At 55.4% G+C, this 15,722-nt stretch carries 18 protein-coding genes; 4 read left to right on the plus strand and 14 right to left on the minus strand.

Translation table 11 applies throughout. From position 1 onward, the window contains the following. Nucleotides 1-39: 39 nt before the first annotated feature. From ccrA to RCCS2_RS08345, 4 genes are all read left to right on the plus strand, one after another. The gene (gene ccrA, locus RCCS2_RS08330) at nucleotides 40-1,332 is read left to right on the plus strand and encodes a crotonyl-CoA carboxylase/reductase (RefSeq protein WP_008233202.1); all 1,293 of its coding nucleotides are present in this window, start codon (nucleotides 40-42) and stop codon (nucleotides 1,330-1,332) included. A gap of 130 nt (nucleotides 1,333-1,462) precedes the next feature. After that, the gene (locus RCCS2_RS08335) at nucleotides 1,463-1,678 is read left to right on the plus strand and encodes a hypothetical protein (RefSeq protein ID WP_008233203.1); all 216 of its coding nucleotides are present in this window, start codon (nucleotides 1,463-1,465) and stop codon (nucleotides 1,676-1,678) included. A gap of 58 nt (nucleotides 1,679-1,736) precedes the next feature. Beyond that, nucleotides 1,737-3,263, plus strand: coding sequence for an ATP-dependent DNA helicase (locus RCCS2_RS08340; RefSeq protein ID WP_008233206.1), 1,527 nt, complete (start codon nucleotides 1,737-1,739; stop codon nucleotides 3,261-3,263). Then, nucleotides 3,260-3,970 (plus strand): SDR family oxidoreductase, encoded by a 711-nt coding sequence (locus RCCS2_RS08345; RefSeq protein ID WP_008233209.1) that lies wholly within the window; start codon nucleotides 3,260-3,262, stop codon nucleotides 3,968-3,970. The genes RCCS2_RS08340 and RCCS2_RS08345 overlap by 4 nt, the downstream gene beginning before the upstream one ends. On the opposite strand, the gene RCCS2_RS08350 is transcribed toward RCCS2_RS08345, so the two are convergent. The 14 genes from RCCS2_RS08350 to RCCS2_RS08415 all read right to left on the minus strand — a co-directional run bounded on the left by RCCS2_RS08350 (nucleotide 3,967) and on the right by RCCS2_RS08415 (nucleotide 15,629). Then, nucleotides 3,967-4,716, minus strand: coding sequence for a TIGR02186 family protein (locus tag RCCS2_RS08350; RefSeq protein ID WP_008233211.1), 750 nt, complete (start codon nucleotides 4,714-4,716; stop codon nucleotides 3,967-3,969). The two genes, RCCS2_RS08345 and RCCS2_RS08350, sit on opposite strands and share 4 nt — an antisense overlap. Next, a complete protein-coding gene (locus RCCS2_RS08355; protein WP_008233219.1) occupies nucleotides 4,713-5,633 on the minus strand; it encodes a sulfite exporter TauE/SafE family protein in 921 nt (306 codons plus the stop codon). The genes RCCS2_RS08350 and RCCS2_RS08355 overlap by 4 nt, the downstream gene beginning before the upstream one ends. A 135-nt stretch (nucleotides 5,634-5,768) precedes the next feature. Next, on the minus strand, nucleotides 5,769-6,575 hold the full coding sequence (locus RCCS2_RS08360) for a purine-nucleoside phosphorylase (protein WP_008233221.1): 807 nt from the start codon (nucleotides 6,573-6,575) through the stop codon (nucleotides 5,769-5,771). Then, entirely contained in the window at nucleotides 6,559-7,527 is a 969-nt protein-coding gene (locus RCCS2_RS08365; protein ID WP_008233223.1) for an ABC transporter permease, read from the minus strand. Before RCCS2_RS08365 ends, RCCS2_RS08360 begins: the two co-directional genes overlap by 17 nt. Beyond that, nucleotides 7,527-7,946 (minus strand): hypothetical protein, encoded by a 420-nt coding sequence (locus tag RCCS2_RS08370; RefSeq protein WP_008233225.1) that lies wholly within the window; start codon nucleotides 7,944-7,946, stop codon nucleotides 7,527-7,529. The genes RCCS2_RS08365 and RCCS2_RS08370 overlap by 1 nt, the downstream gene beginning before the upstream one ends. Next, entirely contained in the window at nucleotides 7,930-9,033 is a 1,104-nt protein-coding gene (locus tag RCCS2_RS08375; protein WP_008233227.1) for an ABC transporter permease, read from the minus strand. Before RCCS2_RS08375 ends, RCCS2_RS08370 begins: the two co-directional genes overlap by 17 nt. A gap of 3 nt (nucleotides 9,034-9,036) precedes the next feature. Continuing rightward, nucleotides 9,037-10,641, minus strand: a complete 1,605-nt coding sequence (locus tag RCCS2_RS08380) for an ABC transporter ATP-binding protein (RefSeq protein ID WP_008233229.1) — start codon at nucleotides 10,639-10,641, stop codon at nucleotides 9,037-9,039. Between the two features lie 81 nt (nucleotides 10,642-10,722). Further along, entirely contained in the window at nucleotides 10,723-11,718 is a 996-nt protein-coding gene (locus tag RCCS2_RS08385; protein ID WP_008233231.1) for a BMP family lipoprotein, read from the minus strand. Between the two features lie 191 nt (nucleotides 11,719-11,909). Beyond that, nucleotides 11,910-12,305: a GNAT family N-acetyltransferase gene (locus RCCS2_RS08390; RefSeq protein ID WP_332249309.1), complete on the minus strand. Its 396-nt coding sequence runs from the start codon at nucleotides 12,303-12,305 to the stop codon at nucleotides 11,910-11,912. A 20-nt stretch (nucleotides 12,306-12,325) separates the two neighbouring features. Further along, a complete protein-coding gene (tsaB, locus tag RCCS2_RS08395) occupies nucleotides 12,326-12,901 on the minus strand; it encodes a tRNA (adenosine(37)-N6)-threonylcarbamoyltransferase complex dimerization subunit type 1 TsaB (protein WP_008233240.1) in 576 nt (191 codons plus the stop codon). Continuing rightward, nucleotides 12,891-13,454, minus strand: coding sequence for a NifU family protein (locus RCCS2_RS08400; RefSeq protein WP_008233241.1), 564 nt, complete (start codon nucleotides 13,452-13,454; stop codon nucleotides 12,891-12,893). Before RCCS2_RS08400 ends, tsaB begins: the two co-directional genes overlap by 11 nt. Nucleotides 13,455-13,545: 91 nt before the next feature. Continuing rightward, a complete protein-coding gene (locus RCCS2_RS08405) occupies nucleotides 13,546-14,001 on the minus strand; it encodes a universal stress protein (protein ID WP_037293767.1) in 456 nt (151 codons plus the stop codon). An 83-nt stretch (nucleotides 14,002-14,084) separates the two neighbouring features. After that, on the minus strand, nucleotides 14,085-14,948 hold the full coding sequence (locus tag RCCS2_RS08410) for a branched-chain amino acid aminotransferase (protein WP_008233243.1): 864 nt from the start codon (nucleotides 14,946-14,948) through the stop codon (nucleotides 14,085-14,087). A gap of 186 nt (nucleotides 14,949-15,134) precedes the next feature. Further along, a complete protein-coding gene (locus RCCS2_RS08415) occupies nucleotides 15,135-15,629 on the minus strand; it encodes a VOC family protein (RefSeq protein WP_008233244.1) in 495 nt (164 codons plus the stop codon). Nucleotides 15,630-15,722: the final 93 nt, after the last annotated feature.

A 15,722-nucleotide genomic window follows, 5' to 3' on the forward strand; every position in this document is an offset into this window, starting at 1 on the left:
TCACCGATTCTGCGGTGCGGCAACACTGGAACCTGAGTGATGGAGACTGAGATGGCCCTTGACCAAACTGCGTACACCGCACCTGAGAAAGACCTCTATGAGGTTGGCGAAATGCCACCCATGGGCCATGTCCCAGCGCAGATGCACGCGTGGGCGATCCGCCGCGAACGTCATGGTGAACCTGATAAGGCCTTTCAGTTAGAAGTTGTTGATGTACCAAAACCGGACAGCAATGAGGTGCTCGTGCTCGTCATGGCTGCTGGGGTGAACTATAATGGCGTCTGGGCAGGCTTGGGTATCCCGATCAGTCCGTTTGACGTGCATAAGGCCGATTTCCATATTGCCGGTTCTGATGCCGCCGGGATCGTTTGGGCCGTAGGTGACAAGGTCAAGCGCTGGAAGGTGGGGGATGAGGTTGTCATTCACTGCAATCAGGACGATGGCGATGATGAGCACTGCAATGGCGGCGATCCGATGTATTCGGAAAGCCAGCGGATTTGGGGTTATGAGACACCTGACGGGTCTTTTGCGCAGTTCACTTGCGTACAATCACAGCAGTTGATGCACCGTCCCCAGCATCTGACCTGGGAAGAAAGCGCGTGTTACACGCTGACGCTTGCCACCGCTTACCGGATGCTTTTTGGTCACGAACCGCATGACCTGAAGCCGGGGCAGAACGTTCTGGTTTGGGGGGCTTCCGGTGGTCTGGGGTCCTATGCGATCCAACTTATCAATACTGCGGGTGCCAACGCGATTGGTGTTATCAGCGACGAAAGCAAGCGCGAGTTTGTGATGTCGCTGGGCGCGAAAGGTGTGATCAACCGCAACGATTTTCATTGCTGGGGCCAACTGCCCACGGTGAACACGCCCGAATATAACACCTGGCTGAAAGAGGCCCGCAAGTTCGGCAAAGCCATCTGGGAGATTACGGGCAAGGGTGTGAACGTCGATATGGTGTTCGAACACCCCGGCGAAGCAACCTTTCCTGTGTCTTCACTGGTCTGCAAAAAGGGTGGCATGGTTGTGATCTGCGCAGGCACAACCGGATTTAACTGTACATTCGATGTTCGCTATATGTGGATGCACCAAAAACGTCTGCAAGGCAGTCACTTTGCCCATCTTGCCCAAGCGAGTGCCGCCAATAAGCTGATGCTGGAACAGCGACTGGATCCATGCATGTCAGAGTGTTTTGAGTGGAGTGCCGTTCCCGCAGCCCACACTAAGATGCGCAAGAACGAGCATAAGCCAGGCAATATGTCTGTGCTGGTGCAGGCACCAAAGATGGGTTTGCGAACGTTCGAGGACACTTTGGAGGCATCTCGCGATCGTTAAGTCACTATATTCCCAGGCTGGGCGTGGTTGCTTGCAGCCGCGCCCTTTTTTTGTTGCGTCAAAGTAGCAATCACGTAATACACGTATAGGTTGTTAATATTTCCTTAACGAATTCTGGGGACGGTGGCGCATGGGACGAAACTGGATCATCGATGTGCTGGCTGATCTGCGCAGGTTTGCGCGCGATAATGATTTGCCTCTCCTGTCTGCTCAGCTTGAAGAAGCAGGCCTTGTCGCCGAGGTTGAGATTGCATCCCATCCTGATACGGCTTCACCAAAACAGGTAGGAGAGTATGACCCACTGCTTTCAGTGCCGGGGAAAATGGGTTTAAGCCGCCGAACCTGACAGCTATCCTTTGTCGAATGCGCTAGCGGCTGTTGCAGCGTCCAGATACAGTTGTTGCATGAACGCGCCCACCATCACGTTTTCTGAAGATCAGGCCGAAGCATGGGATAATGTTACGGTGGCGTTGCGCCAATCCGGTATTGATCTTGATGACAACCTGCTACAGCCGCCGCAGTCTGATACGACCTCTGTGATGGCTGTGATTGGCAAGGCTGGATCCGGCAAGACAATGTTGTTGGCCAAGCTTTATCATGCGCTAGATGACGCTGGTGTTGATGTGATTTCGGGTGACTGGGAAGGGCGCAAGCGCAAGGATCGGCGGACTTTGGCGATTTTGGCACCCACCAACAAGGCCGCGAGTGTGCTGCGCAATCACGGTGTACCCGCGACGACAATCCACCGTATTCTTTACACACCTGTCTATGATCCTGAATATGAAAAGGTGGCCGAATGGCTGGCCGGGCAGGGTGAAAAGCCCGAGATTGAAGGCTTGACCGATATCGCTTTGGACCGCGCTTTTGCATCTTATCAGGCGAATAAATCTGTTCCTGCGGCACTGGCTGCTGCGGGTCTGCGTGGCAGTGATTTCATCACCGGATGGAAGCGCCGGGAAGAGGCGCTGGATATCGGGTTTGTTGATGAAAGTTCGATGCTGGATGAAAAGCAGTTTGAAGATCTTAAAGAGATTTTTCCAACGTTGCTGTTGTTCGGTGATCCGGCACAATTGCCGCCGGTGCAATCCTCTGGCGGGATGGTTTTTGAAACGCTGCCTGCGCCGCGTGTCTTGCAACTTAACCGTATTCACCGACAAGATGCAGGTAACCCGATCCTTGATCTGGCCCATGCGTTGGCCGATCCGCAATTGGATTTCCAAGCGTTCGAGCGGATGGTTGAAGAGGCCGCAAATACCGATGAACGCGTCGTCATGGCGCAACGGGTTGAGGCCGATTTGATGGCCCGGTCACCCTGTCTGGTCTGGCGCAACGCGACGCGCATTCGTTTGATCCACGCGTTTCGGGCAGCTTTTGATGCGCCGGGGGATGAGCTGTTGGCGGGTGAGCCGTTGATCTGTGACGGCATTGAATTGCCGCTGAAACACCGCAAGAAACGCCTTGATCTGGAAGCGCGCGGATTGATCAAGGGTGCGCAGGTGATTTACCTTGGACCGGGACGCAAACCCGGCTTTTCGCGGCTTCATGTGATGGGGGCAGAGGACCCGCAGGTGAGTGCAGCGAGCATTGTGAAGATTGAACAAGAGGGCGATGAAGAGCCTTTCATTCCCTTTGCTGCCCGTATGGGGGCGACCTTTCTGCATGGTGCCGCCGTGACCATTCACAAAGCGCAAGGTTCGCAGTGGGACACGGTGCAGGTCTTTGCGCCGGATATCTATGCCGCGTCGCGGATGGGCCGGGTTGAGGCGGGGCAGCCGCTGTGGAAACGGCTGGCCTATGTGGCGATCACGCGGGCTGAAACGCAGCTGCGTTGGGTGGTCAGGAACCGTTTGGCACGCCCGCAAGGGTCTTTGCGTGTAGATGATCTTGAGGTTCCTGCGGCCCCACTGGAACTGAAAAGCGAAGAGATATGAAATCAATCATGATCACCGGCGCAAGTAGCGGCATTGGCCGGGTCACGGCAGAGCATTTTCTGGCGCAGGGTTGGCGCGTTGGTCTGATTGCGCGGCGTGCGGATGCCTTGGCCGAGGTTGTGCATGACAACGCGGTGCTAATGCCATGTGATGTGACGGATGAGGCGGCCATTGATGCGGCTTTTGCTGATTTTGGTCACCTTGATGTCCTGTTCAACAATGCGGGCATGTTCGGGCCCCAAACAACGATTGATGAAATCGCATTGGATGAGTGGAAACAGGTTGTGGATGTGAACCTCACCGGTATGTTCCTGTGTGCCCGTGCCGCCTTTCGCCAGATGCGTGCGCAGACGCCGCAAGGTGGGCGGATCATCAACAATGGTTCGATTTCAGCCTACACCCCTCGCGAGGGATCGGTTTGTTATACGACTACCAAACACGGCGTTAGCGGCTTGACGAAGACGTTGTCACTGGATGGCCGCCCCTTTGACATTGCCTGCGGGCAGATTGATATCGGTAATGCGCGGACAGATCTGGTGGTTGGGTTGGAAAAGACCCGCACGGCGCAGGGATTGGACCCGCTGCCAAGTATGGCCGTTGAAGATGTCGCGCGGTCTGTCTTTCACATGGCAACACTTCCGCCAGAGGCGAATGTGCAATCAATGATGGTGATGGCAACCAAGATGCCGCATATCGGCCGTGGTTAGCGGCGCAAGACGCTGAACGCCGCCGACGCGCCCCAGCCCGCCGCGATCGCGATTGAGAGTGACATCAGCCCGTAAAGAAACGGGTTGTCATGGGCGAGGTTATATAGCCAGCGTTCCAACCCAACTTTTTGCACTGGAATGTCGGTGACATAGAAATCAATGATTTCACGCCCGCGTGTCAGATAAATCTCGGCCTTGTAGTCCCCTTCGGTCAGGTTTGCAGGCAGAGGGATCAGTGTGCGAAACAGCGCCTCTTCCACGACTGACACACCGGTTGGAAGGGTTTGATACAGCCCTTGGTCTTCGCGAATACGGATCAGCGCATCGGTAAAGCTTTGCGCGCTATCAACCGTCGCCCCGACTGACCGGATCGCACGCATGGTGCTGATGCGGGTGTTCAGATCTTCGGTGAAGGTCAAGATTTCTTCGAGGGGACGGTTTGTCGCCACTGCATAAAACGTTGGCGCGACATCAACGTCGACAGCTTCAGTATTGACCCAAATGCCAAAACGGCGGTCCTTTTTGCGTACCGTGACAGGGCGGTCTGGTCCCGCGACCGTGACGATAACACCTAGGTCGCCTTCGTTCTCAACCGGTCCATCGCGCTTGATTGCCCCAAAGATCAGGATCTCGGACCCTTCAAATGTCGCAGTGATAGAAACCTGATCGCGGCTAAGGCCAAGGACGATTTCTTCGGCCTTTGCCGGAAGTGCCAGCAGCAGGAACAGCGTAATCAGGCGGATCATGAGTGACCTCCTGTGCCTAGCGAATAAAGTTCGGACGGCATGACCAGCAGATCAAAGGCCAGTTTACCGCACACGGCCAGCACCATGATGGCCAGCCAGATACGCAGCTGTTCGGCCTTCATTTTGACCCCGATACGTGTGCCGATTTGTGCGCCGATAACGCCGCCCACCAGCAGTAGAACCGCAAGCACTACGTCCACGGTGAAGTTGGTGGTTGCGTGCAGCATCGTGGTAAAAGCCGTTACAAAAATAATCTGGAACAGCGATGTCCCTACAACCACTTTTGTCGGCATCCCCAGCAGATAGATCATCGCAGGCACCATGATAAAGCCGCCGCCGACCCCCATGATTGCCGCCAGAACACCGACAAGGACACCCACCAGCAAAGGTGGAATGACCGAGATATACAGGCCGGACACCCGGAACTTCATTTTGAAGGGTAGGTTGTGCACCCAGTTGTGCTTGCGCCGTTTCGGAACGGCCCCACCGGGTTTGGATGATTTGCGAATCGCGTTCAGGCTCTCGATGAACATGAGAGAGCCGATCATGCCAAGGAAAACGACGTAACAAAGCTGCACCAGCAATTCGACCTGACCCAGCGCCTTAAGGTAGTTAAACAGGATAATGCCTAGACCAGACCCGATCAGACCCCCAATCAGCAACACGGTACCCATTCGCAGGTCCACGGTTTTGCGTTTGAGGTGCGCCAACACGCCAGAAAAGGACGAGGCAACGATTTGGTTCGCCTCTGTCGCAACAGCGACCGCTGGGGGAATGCCAATAAAGAACAAAAGCGGTGTCATCAGAAAGCCACCACCAACGCCAAACATGCCCGAAAGCACGCCCACAATTCCACCCAGTCCCAACAAAAGGAAGATGTTCACCGAAACCTCGGCGATGGGAAGGTAAATCTGCATGAACTAAATCCGGGCGCTTGTGCCAGTGCGTGCACCAAAAACCTATAAGGCGTTCATGTCAAATGAAGTGAGGGGAATTATGCTGCGAACGCAGCATTTCCGCCACGTGGACTTATGGGTGCGAGGTGTTTGGACCTACGAAATTGAACGCAAATAACCGCGCAAGACCTTTTCCAGCTTGGCCGCACCGATGGGGGCCATCGCTTTGGTGTGTTCGTGGCTGATTGATTCATCGCTTAGCCCTGCGGCCATATTTGTGATAGTCGAGATGGCCGCGGCCTTGAGGCCCAGAAAACGCGCGAGGATGACTTCGGGGACCGTCGACATGCCGACGGCGTCTGCGCCAAGCATTTTGATCGCTCTGATCTCGGCTGGGGTCTCGAACGATGGGCCAGAGTACCAAGCATAGACGCCATCAGCCATATCGACATTGGTGGCGTTTGCGGCGGCGCGCAGGTCTTTGCGGATCGCTGGGTCGTAGGCGTCTTTCATCGGCACAAATCGCGCATCGGTGGGTTCGCCGATCAATGGGTTCAGGCCTGAAAAGTTGATGTGATCTGACAGGCACATGATTGAACCGGTGGGCATATCGGCGCGCATTGAGCCCGCCGCATTCGTCGCGATCATCGTGTCTGCGTCGAGTTCCTTAAGTACTTCCAGTGGCAAGCGCATCACATCTCCGCGCCCGCTTTCGTAGTAATGTGCGCGGCCACCGAAAACAGCGACGCGGACGCCTTCAAGGTTTCCGATCACAAGGTTGGGGTTGTGGCCAGACACACCCGCATGTGGAAAGCCGGGAAGGTCGCCGTAGGGGACAGCGACCCCGTCCACTTCGTTCGCGATATGCCCAAGGCCGGAACCAAGGATCAGACCAATGCGGACAGGTGCATCGCCAGCGATTGCTTTGATCTGTGCAGCGAGGTCTTTAGCGTTCTTTGACATAAGGTTCGCCCCCGGCGCGTGGCGGGATCGCCTTGCCGACGAAACCGGCGAGGATCACGACAGTCAGGATATAGGGTAGCACATCGAGGAACTGGCCGTTCACCTGAAAACCGATGACGTTTTCAATCACATCCGACCGAAGTGACATGGCCTGCAAAAAGCCGAACAGCAGGCAGGCATAAAGCGCATACCAAGGCCGCCATTTGGCAAAGATCAGTGCGGCGAGGGCGATAAAGCCGCGACCAGCGCTCATGTCTTTGACGAAACCAGCTTGCAGGGCGGTTGCAAGGTAGGCACCCGCGATACCGCAAAGGATGCCACAGATACCAACGGCGGCGAACCGCAGCCAGATGACGGATACGCCAGCGGTATCGACTGCGGCCGGGTTTTCACCCACCGCACGCAAGCGCAGGCCAAAGCGCGTGCGGAACAGGATCCACCATGTCAGCGGCACCATCAGAAGGGCAACATAGACAAGGATCGTGTGGCCGGAAATGAGTTCGTAATAGATCGGCCCAAAGATGGGCACGTCTCGCAGCGCTTCCGCAAAAGGCAAATCAATCGGATTGAACCGTGCGTCACCCGTTAATTGCGGGGTCCGCCCGCCTTGGGCGAACCAGCTTTGCGCAATAACGACGGTCAAACCCGCCGCCAGAAAGTTAATTGCCACCCCCGAGATCAACTGATTGCCCCGGAATGTGATGGATGCCAGCCCATGCACAGCTGACAAAAGCACCGACGCGCCGATGCCAGCTAACAGTCCCAGCCAGACGCTGCCGGATACCGCAGCGATGGCCGCTGACAGAAAGGCTGCCGCCAACATCTTACCCTCTAGCCCGATATCAAAGATACCGGCCCGCTCTGAAAACAGGCCTGCGAGACAAGCCAGAAGAAGCGGGGTTGCCAGACGCAAGGTTGCGTCCAGCATCTGCAAGAGGGTCGCAAAGTCCATTAAGCGGCTTTCTCCATCAGGAATGGGAAGAGGGTAAAGAAGCGATCTGCAACCTCTGGATTGCGGTTCAGGGCCGCTTCGGCCTCTGCTTGGGTGATATCCACAGCCTGCGTACGATCGTTACGCAGGAAAAACTGTAGGCCCAGCATCGCGTCAAACCGGTCATCGGTGATGAAAGGGTCATGTGGGACCCGCGACATCACATTTTCGGCGGGCATTAGCACGCTGACTGGTTTTTGCAGTGCCAGCAACGCCACAAGGTGCGGCGGTACATCGGCTGCCGGGGTTTGGTCGATCACATGGTGCACCCATTGGTGCAATTCTTCCATTGTGATCATACCTAATGCGAGACAACTGAGCACAAAGCCCAAGTCTGCGCCGGTGTCATCTTCGACACCCACTTTAAACGGTCCTGCCATTTTTTGCTCTCCTCATTGATAGGAATAGCCGCTCGAGCGGCATGCGCACCATATTGTCTAGTGCACCCGTAAAGAGGATCACCAATGCCTGTATTACGATGATCAACTCACGGGGGATCGACGTCCATAGGGCGAGTTCTGCGCCGCCTTGATATAGAAAGCCGAAAAGAAGGGCTGCCAGCAATACCCCGAAAGGATGGCTGCGCCCCATCAGTGCGACGGCGATGCCAATAAAGCCCGCCCCCTCCACTGCGTTCAGGACCAGCCGTTCGGCCTCGCCCTGGACATTGTTGATGGCCATCATGCCGGCAAGAGCGCCTGAGATAAGCATGGCAACCATGATAATTTTGGTCGGGCTGATGCCCGCATATTTTGCAGCTGATTCCGAGTGCCCGAAGGACCGGATTTCATAGCCAAGCCGCGTTTTCCAGATCAGCGCCCAAAGGGCGACACAAGCGGCGAGTGCGACAAAGAAGGTGATGTTCGCAGGTGCGCCACGGAAGAATGTGGTTTCGCCGAAATTGAACATATCTTGAAAGGACGGCAGATGCGTCGCTTCCGGGAATTTTGCAGTGGCGGGTTCCATGCCGGGGGCCTTGAGCGCGCCGATCAGGAAGTAATTCAGCACAGCCGCCGCGATAAAGTTGAACATGATCGTGGTGATCACGATATGGCTGCCGCGTTTGGCTTGCAGAAAGGCGGGGATCGCGGCCCATGCCGCGCCAAAGATCGCCGCACCAATCGCGGCACCGAGCAAGGCAAGGGACCAATGGGGCCAAGGGATAAAGAGGCAGATGATAGCAACGCCAAGGCCACCAATCAGGGCTTGGCCTTCGCCGCCGATGTTGAACAAACGAGCATGAAAGGCGATAGAGACCGCGAGACCGGTGAAAATAAAGTTGGTCGCATAATAAAGCGTGTAACCCCATCCGTAGGTGGAGCCCAAAGCGCCATCAACCATCAGTTTCAGCGCTTCCCAAGGATTTTCGCCAATCGCCAGGATCACAAGCGCCGAAAGGATTGCCGCAAGCAGGATCGAGATCAGCGGGATCAGGATCACATCGGCCCACTTTGGCATCACATCCATGCCTCAGACCTCCTTGGCCGCAGTGCTGCCAGCGGTCGCAAGCTGTTCTTCGACAGCTTCGTGGACCGGACCACGCGGTTCGGTGGTCATCCCTGCCATCAGGAGCCCGAGTTCTTTTTCGTCCGTTTCTTGAGGCATCCGCTCGCCCATCATTTTTCCGTCAAACATAACGGCGATGCGGTCAGAGAGCGACAAAATCTCTTCCAACTCGACTGAAACCAGCAAAATAGCTTTGCCCTGATCCCTAAGTGCAACAATTTGCTGGTGAATAAATTCGATGGCGCCGATGTCTACACCGCGTGTGGGTTGGCCGATCAGCAGCAAATCAGGGTTCTGTTCAATCTCGCGTGCCAGCACGATTTTTTGCTGGTTGCCGCCAGAAAAGCTTTTGGCGGCAAGGCTTGGATCCGGGGGGCGCACGTCGAAACGGGCCATTTTTTCTTCAGTGTCTTTGCGAATGGCCGCATTGTTCATAAACAGTTTGGACCGCTGATATTCGGTATCATGATGGTAGCCGAAGGCGGTGTTTTCCCATGCCTGGAAGTCCATGATCAGGCCCTCGCGCTGGCGGTCCTCTGGTACATGGCTGATCCCGCGGGTTCGCCTGCTTTGACCGTCTGATTTCGCGCCCGTCAGATCAATCTCTTCGCCATTCAGCTTGATGGAGCCGGTCGCCTTTTCGTAGCCACCCAAAACCTCAAGCAATTCGGACTGTCCGTTCCCTGCGACACCGGCGATACCAAGGATTTCGCCTGCATGGACATCAAAGCTGACTCCTTTCAGACGATGTACGCCTTTGTCGTCCGTTACGTTCAAGTCTTTGACTTCTAGGATTTTCTTACCAATCTGCGCGGGTGCTTTGTCAACGCGTAAAAGTACCTTGCGGCCCACCATCAGTTCGGCAAGTTTGGGTGGACTTGTCTCTGATGTCTTCACGGTCGCGGTCATTTCTCCGCGCCGCATCACGCTGACGGTATCGGTGATTTCCATGATCTCGCGCAGTTTGTGCGTGATCAGAATGATCGTCTTGCCTTCGCGTTTCAGGTTTTCAAGGATACGGAACAGGTGGTCGGCTTCGGCTGGGGTCAACACGCCGGTCGGTTCGTCCAAGATTAAAATGTCAGCCTTGCGATAGAGCGCTTTGAGGATTTCAACACGCTGCTGCATGCCGACACCGACCTCTTCGATCAAGGCGTCGGGATCGACGTTCAGTTCGTATTCTTCCGCGAGGTTCTTCAGTTCGCGCCGCGCCCGCGACAGTGATGGCCGCAACAGCCCGCTGTCTTCCGCGCCAAGCACGACGTTTTCAAGAACCGTGAAATTTTCAACCAGTTTAAAGTGCTGAAACACCATTCCGATGCCTGCGGCGATGGCGGCCTGGCTGTCAGGAATTGCTGTTTTCTGACCAGAAATATAGATTTCACCGGCGTCAGCCTTATAAAACCCATACAAAATCGACATCAGCGTCGATTTGCCCGCGCCGTTTTCCCCGATGATCCCATGGATCGTGCCCGGCATGACGCGGATGGAGATATCTTTGTTCGCTTGAACAGGGCCAAAGGCTTTGGAAATGCCTTTCAACTCAATAGCTGGGGCTTGGTCGGTCATTGGGGCACCTGTTCTTTTAAACGCAAAGGGCCGCGCGGATTTCTCAGCGCGGCCCTTTATCATATTGGCCTGAGCGTCGACTTAGAAATCAAGCGCGGGGCAGCTTTCGTCAGATGTGTAGTCGTGAACGGCAAGTTCACCAGACGCCATATCCGCAGCCGCACCATATGTGGCTTCCAGCATTTCGTAAGACACGATTGGTTCGTTATTCGCGTCCATTGCAAAGCCAACACCGCGGTTTGCAACGCTCATCACGTTAAAGCCGGTTTCCAAATCCGTGCCTGCCATCATCGCATCATAAACCGCGTTATCAACGCGCTTTAGCATGGATGTCAGAACCTGACCGGGGTGCAGGTAGTTTTGGTTCGCATCAACACCGATAGAGAGCATACCTTCATCAGCTGCTGTTTGCAGAACGCCAACGCCAGTGCCGCCAGCGGCAGCAAAGACAACGTCAGATCCTTGGCTCATCTGTGCCAATGTCAGTTCTGACCCCTTCACCGGGTCGTTCCACGCGGCAGGTGTTGTGCCCGTCATATTGGCGATCACGTTGATGTCTGCGTTCACAGCCTTGGCGCCTTGTGCGTAGCCGCAAGCGAACTTGCGGATCAGCGGGATATCCATGCCGCCCACAAAGGATACGGTGCCAGTTTCAGAGGCCATCGCCGCCATCATGCCGACAAGGTAAGATCCTTCATGTTCGTTGAACACAACAGAGCGGACGTTTGGCGCGTCAACAACCATGTCGATGATTGCGAACTTAGTGTCTGGGTAATCAGCAGCGACCTCTGCCAATGGTGTGGCCCATGAAAAGCCAGCCATGACGATGGGGTTTGCGCCGCTTTCAGCGAAACGACGAATGGCCTGTTCACGCTGTGCGTCAGATTGAATTTCGACTTCCGCATAAGAGCCGCCAGTTTCGGCTGCCCAACGCTCTGCACCGTTATAGGCGCTTTCGTTGAATGATTTATCGAACTTGCCACCAAGATCGAACAGGATGGCAGGGTCTGCCGCGGCAGTACCAGCAGTCAGTGCCAGTGCAGCAGATGCGCCAAGCATTTTTTGCATAAGTGTCATGAATAATTCTCCCAGGTCGTTACGCGAGGTTTTTTGCAGGCGTCACACGCCCCCTCAGTTAATGGCTGAGCCGATCTGATGTCGGTCATCAATTGATAAGGCCTTGCCTTGGGGGGAAGATCAACTGCTTTTTAAGGATAAAGACCCGGTTTCGGATCAAAAAGCGGTGTTATCCACAGCCTGACGCAGGGTTAGGTTGTGGTCAGCGATTTGCGTAAGACCAATGCGGCAACAGGTGCCCCATCTTTGGGCACATAATAGCCCGGACGCCGCCCGATCTGGCGGTATCCAGACGCGGTGTAAAGCGCGATGGCTGGGGTGTTGTCTTCGGCGACTTCAAGAAACACTGTTGTTGCCCCTTGCGCTGCTGCTTGGCGTTCACCTTGATGCAACGTCGCTTTGGCAAGGCCTTGCCGGCGTTTTTCAGGATCTGTGGCCAATGTCAGGACTTCGGCTTCATCAAGAACTGTGCGGATCATGATAAAGCTGCGCATGTCGCCCAGCACGAATGTGCCGGGCTGCGTAAGAAGGTCCGCAAATTCCTTTTCTGACCATGCCCGCGATGCGCTGAACGCTGCGGCATGCAATTTTGCACAGGCCGACGGTGTCATGGCAACAATACAGGGGCGGGATCACGCGGCGGGGCGGCGTCTGCGCTGCGGATATAGAGTGGCGTGGGGCGTGGATTGTTGTTGTTCAGTCGTGCCGCTGTGATCTGTGCGATATTTGCAATCAGGGCCGCTGCTGGTTTTTGTACACCTGCTGGTCTGTCTAATTGCGCGCACGAACCCATACCGTCAGGCGCATAAGTCTGTATGTAGGACTGGTTGCGCGGAGCTGGAATTGTTGCGGTATAGGGGAGTGGTTCTTGAAATGCGCGTGCGTCAAAGCCATTCACGCCTATCGCAGGCTTTCCAAGTCCCAAGGCCAGACCGCGTGCAGCCGCTAGCGAGATGCGGATGCCCGTAAAGTTACCGGGGCCAACGCCAACGCCAATCCCGTCCAGATCAGCCCATGTCAGGTTTTCGGCGGTCAGCATTTCTTCCAACATGGGCATCAGATGCTCTGCCTGCCCTTTGGCCATTTCATCAACACGGGTTACAATCCGGTCGCCCAACAGCAAAGCGGCGGCGCAATGCGCCGCCGATGTATCAAATGCCAGAACTGTGAGGTTAGGCCGCAACGGGCCGGACCTCGACCACCTCGGGGATGTAGTGGCGCAGCAGGTTTTCGATGCCCATTTTCAGCGTCAAAGTGGATGACGGGCAGCCGGCGCATGCGCCTTGCATATGCAGATAAACAATACCGCGTTCAAACCCGTGGAATGTAATGTCGCCACCGTCCTGTGCCACGGCTGGGCGCACCCGCGTATCAAGCAGTTCTTTGATCTGACCCACGATTTCACCGTCTTCGCCAGTGTGTTCGGCATGGCCGCTGACCGGTTTATGATCTTCTGCCATCACGGATTGACCGGACTGATAATGTTCCATGATCGCACCTAGGATACCGGGCTTGATATGATCCCATTCAACATCGTCGGCCTTTGTGACTGTTACAAAGTCGATGCCAAAGAACACGCCTGTCACGCCGCCTGCATCAAAGATGCGCTTTGCCAAAGGTGAGTTTTCAGCAGCTTCTGCGCTTGGGAAATCTGCTGTTCCAACCTCCAACACATTCTGGCCGGGCAGAAACTTGAGCGTTGCGGGGTTTGGTGTTGATTCAGTCTGGATGAACATGGGGCCAACCTTTTTTGTCAGGCTTTAGATATGCGCCTGCCACGTCCCACTGTCAAGGGTTTGGAATGATTCTAAACTGCGGAAAGGCTATCTAAGTGATCGCCTCAAGCCGCTCTTTCGACAAATCACCCGGTACGATCGTGATCGGAATGGGCAAGCTACCCGATTGTTTGCTGAGCTGTGTGACCAAAGGCCCTGGTCCTTTGCCATCGTCGCCCGCGCCCAGAACAAGAACACCGATTTCAGGGTCCTCTTTCACATGGGCGATAATCTCATTCAGCGGTTCACCTTCGCGAATGATTAATTCGGGATCGACATTTTGCTTGTCGCGCATCCATTTGGCGAACACTTCGAAGTGCACTTCAATACGTTCTCGTGCTTCGGCACGCATGATTTCGCCCACACCAATCCAGTGGTTAAATTCATCCGGCGGAATGATGGAAAGAACAGCAACACCGCCACCGGTGTGCGACGCCCGCATCGCGGCAAAGCGCATTGCATTCAGGCATTCGCGGCTGTCATCCAAAACGACCATGAACTTACGCATATCGGCCTCCCTCTTGTGGGTAAGTGTGGCGCATCAATGGGGCAGTGGCAACGACAGATTACCGCGTTTTATAAGCGCAGTTGTCAGGCAGTGCTGGCGGCCCAATCCCAATACATCTCGCGCAGTTTTCGGGTGACTGGGCCGACCTGATATTGGTGGTCCTCGAACGCCGTGACCGGCGTTACCTTGGACATATTGCCTGACAGAAACACCTCATCCGCGCCGCGAAAATCGTCGAAGGTCAGGACCGTCTCATGCACGCTTACACCATCGGATTTGAGGTTTGCGATATGGCGTGCCCGCGTAATCCCTGACAGGAAGGTACCATTCGGGATCGGGGTGAAGACCTCTCCGTCCTTGACCATAAAGACGTTTGCTGTCGCACTTTCGGCCACGTTGCCCATCGCATCGGCGACCAGCGCATTGCCAAATCCGCGGCTGCGGACCTCAGCCAGCATGCGCGCATTGTTTGGGTAAAGGCAGCCTGCCTTGGCGTTGACCACCGCATCGTCGATAACGGGGCGGCGGAATTTCGTCAGACCCAAAGTGGTTGTGGCTGTTTCCGGTGCAAACGGAATTTCCTCAAGACAGATCGAAAAACCGGTTTCTGTGGGGCTGGGCACGATCGCTGTTGGGTCACCGTGGATCGCCCAGTACATCGGGCGAATGTAAACGGCTGCATCTTGCGGGTACTTCGCCAGCCCGTCTTTGGTTATGTTGATCATGTCTTCGGTGCTGACCGTTGGTTTGATCATCAACGCTTCTGCTGACCGGTTCACGCGTGCGCAATGCAAATCAAGGTCAGGTATAAGCCCATTCACACACCGGGCCCCATCAAAAACTGTGGTGCCAAGCCAAGATCCGTGATCGGCCGCGCGCATCACGGGCACATCGCCCTCGTGCCAGGTGCCTTCGAAATATGTACGGATATTGGTGCCGGTCGCCATAACGATACTCCTTTTCCCGCGAACCCTAGGCGCGGGTTTGAACAAGGTAAAGTGGGAGCGGCGTCCAATGCCGGGGAACATCGGACGCCAGAGTGTGCCAGAGTGTTGAGTGGGACGTATGCAGCACTGTGGCGGGCGGTTAGAGCGAATCTGAACAGCCCTGCCAGAGTGTGCTATCGCCGCGTTTCAGTTTTGTGACGGTGACCGTGCAAGGGCAAGGAGCCCGGCGACATCAAGCCGGTCGTTGACCATTTGCAACGCGCCCACGTCATTGCGGGGCCATTGGGTCATTGGCTTGTCGACATAAAGTTCAACACCGTTTTCATCCGGGTCACGCAGATACACGGCCTCACTGACGCCATGATCTGCGGCGCCATCAAACGGAATGCCAGCCGCCACGACACGTGCCATCACCACTGCCAATGCTTGTCTATCAGGGTATAGGAATGCTGTGTGATAAAGACCTGTATGCCCTGTAGGCGGCGGTGTTGCGTCAAGGCTTTCCCATGTGTTCAGCCCAATATGATGGTGGTAATCGCCCGCCGCCAGAAAAGCAGCACTGCCGCCGTAGCGCAGTGTCACCGCAAACCCAAGAATATCAGCATAAAATGCGATAGATCGATCAAGGTCAGAGACGCGCAAGTGAACGTGACCGACGCGGGGTGTGGTTGATGTGGACATGGGATATATCTTTCAAAAGTTATATCCGAAAAATGACAAATCACTGCTACGCACACAACACCGACCAGCGCATGGCTGGTGTGCGCTCACTCA

This window comes from Roseobacter sp. CCS2 (genome assembly GCF_000169435.1).
In the GTDB taxonomy this organism is placed as follows: Bacteria; Pseudomonadota; Alphaproteobacteria; order Rhodobacterales; family Rhodobacteraceae; genus Yoonia.

Coding starts and splice junctions, on each gene's coding strand:
- RCCS2_RS08370 (WP_008233225.1), bottom strand. CDS start 7,946: ATGGCAGGACCGTTTAAAGTGGGTGTCGAAGATGACACCGGCGCAGAC.
- RCCS2_RS08345 (WP_008233209.1), top strand. CDS start 3,260: ATGAAATCAATCATGATCACCGGCGCAAGTAGCGGCATTGGCCGGGTC.
- RCCS2_RS08415 (WP_008233244.1), bottom strand. CDS start 15,629: ATGTCCACATCAACCACACCCCGCGTCGGTCACGTTCACTTGCGCGTC.
- RCCS2_RS08335 (WP_008233203.1), top strand. CDS start 1,463: ATGGGACGAAACTGGATCATCGATGTGCTGGCTGATCTGCGCAGGTTT.
- RCCS2_RS08375 (WP_008233227.1), bottom strand. CDS start 9,033: ATGGATGTGATGCCAAAGTGGGCCGATGTGATCCTGATCCCGCTGATC.
- RCCS2_RS08380 (WP_008233229.1), bottom strand. CDS start 10,641: ATGACCGACCAAGCCCCAGCTATTGAGTTGAAAGGCATTTCCAAAGCC.
- ccrA (WP_008233202.1), top strand. CDS start 40: ATGGAGACTGAGATGGCCCTTGACCAAACTGCGTACACCGCACCTGAG.
- RCCS2_RS08355 (WP_008233219.1), bottom strand. CDS start 5,633: ATGCAGATTTACCTTCCCATCGCCGAGGTTTCGGTGAACATCTTCCTT.
- RCCS2_RS08365 (WP_008233223.1), bottom strand. CDS start 7,527: ATGGACTTTGCGACCCTCTTGCAGATGCTGGACGCAACCTTGCGTCTG.
- RCCS2_RS08340 (WP_008233206.1), top strand. CDS start 1,737: ATGAACGCGCCCACCATCACGTTTTCTGAAGATCAGGCCGAAGCATGG.
- RCCS2_RS08350 (WP_008233211.1), bottom strand. CDS start 4,716: ATGATCCGCCTGATTACGCTGTTCCTGCTGCTGGCACTTCCGGCAAAG.
- RCCS2_RS08410 (WP_008233243.1), bottom strand. CDS start 14,948: ATGGCGACCGGCACCAATATCCGTACATATTTCGAAGGCACCTGGCAC.
- RCCS2_RS08360 (WP_008233221.1), bottom strand. CDS start 6,575: ATGTCAAAGAACGCTAAAGACCTCGCTGCACAGATCAAAGCAATCGCT.
- RCCS2_RS08385 (WP_008233231.1), bottom strand. CDS start 11,718: ATGACACTTATGCAAAAAATGCTTGGCGCATCTGCTGCACTGGCACTG.
- RCCS2_RS08405 (WP_037293767.1), bottom strand. CDS start 14,001: ATGCGTAAGTTCATGGTCGTTTTGGATGACAGCCGCGAATGCCTGAAT.
- RCCS2_RS08400 (WP_008233241.1), bottom strand. CDS start 13,454: ATGTTCATCCAGACTGAATCAACACCAAACCCCGCAACGCTCAAGTTT.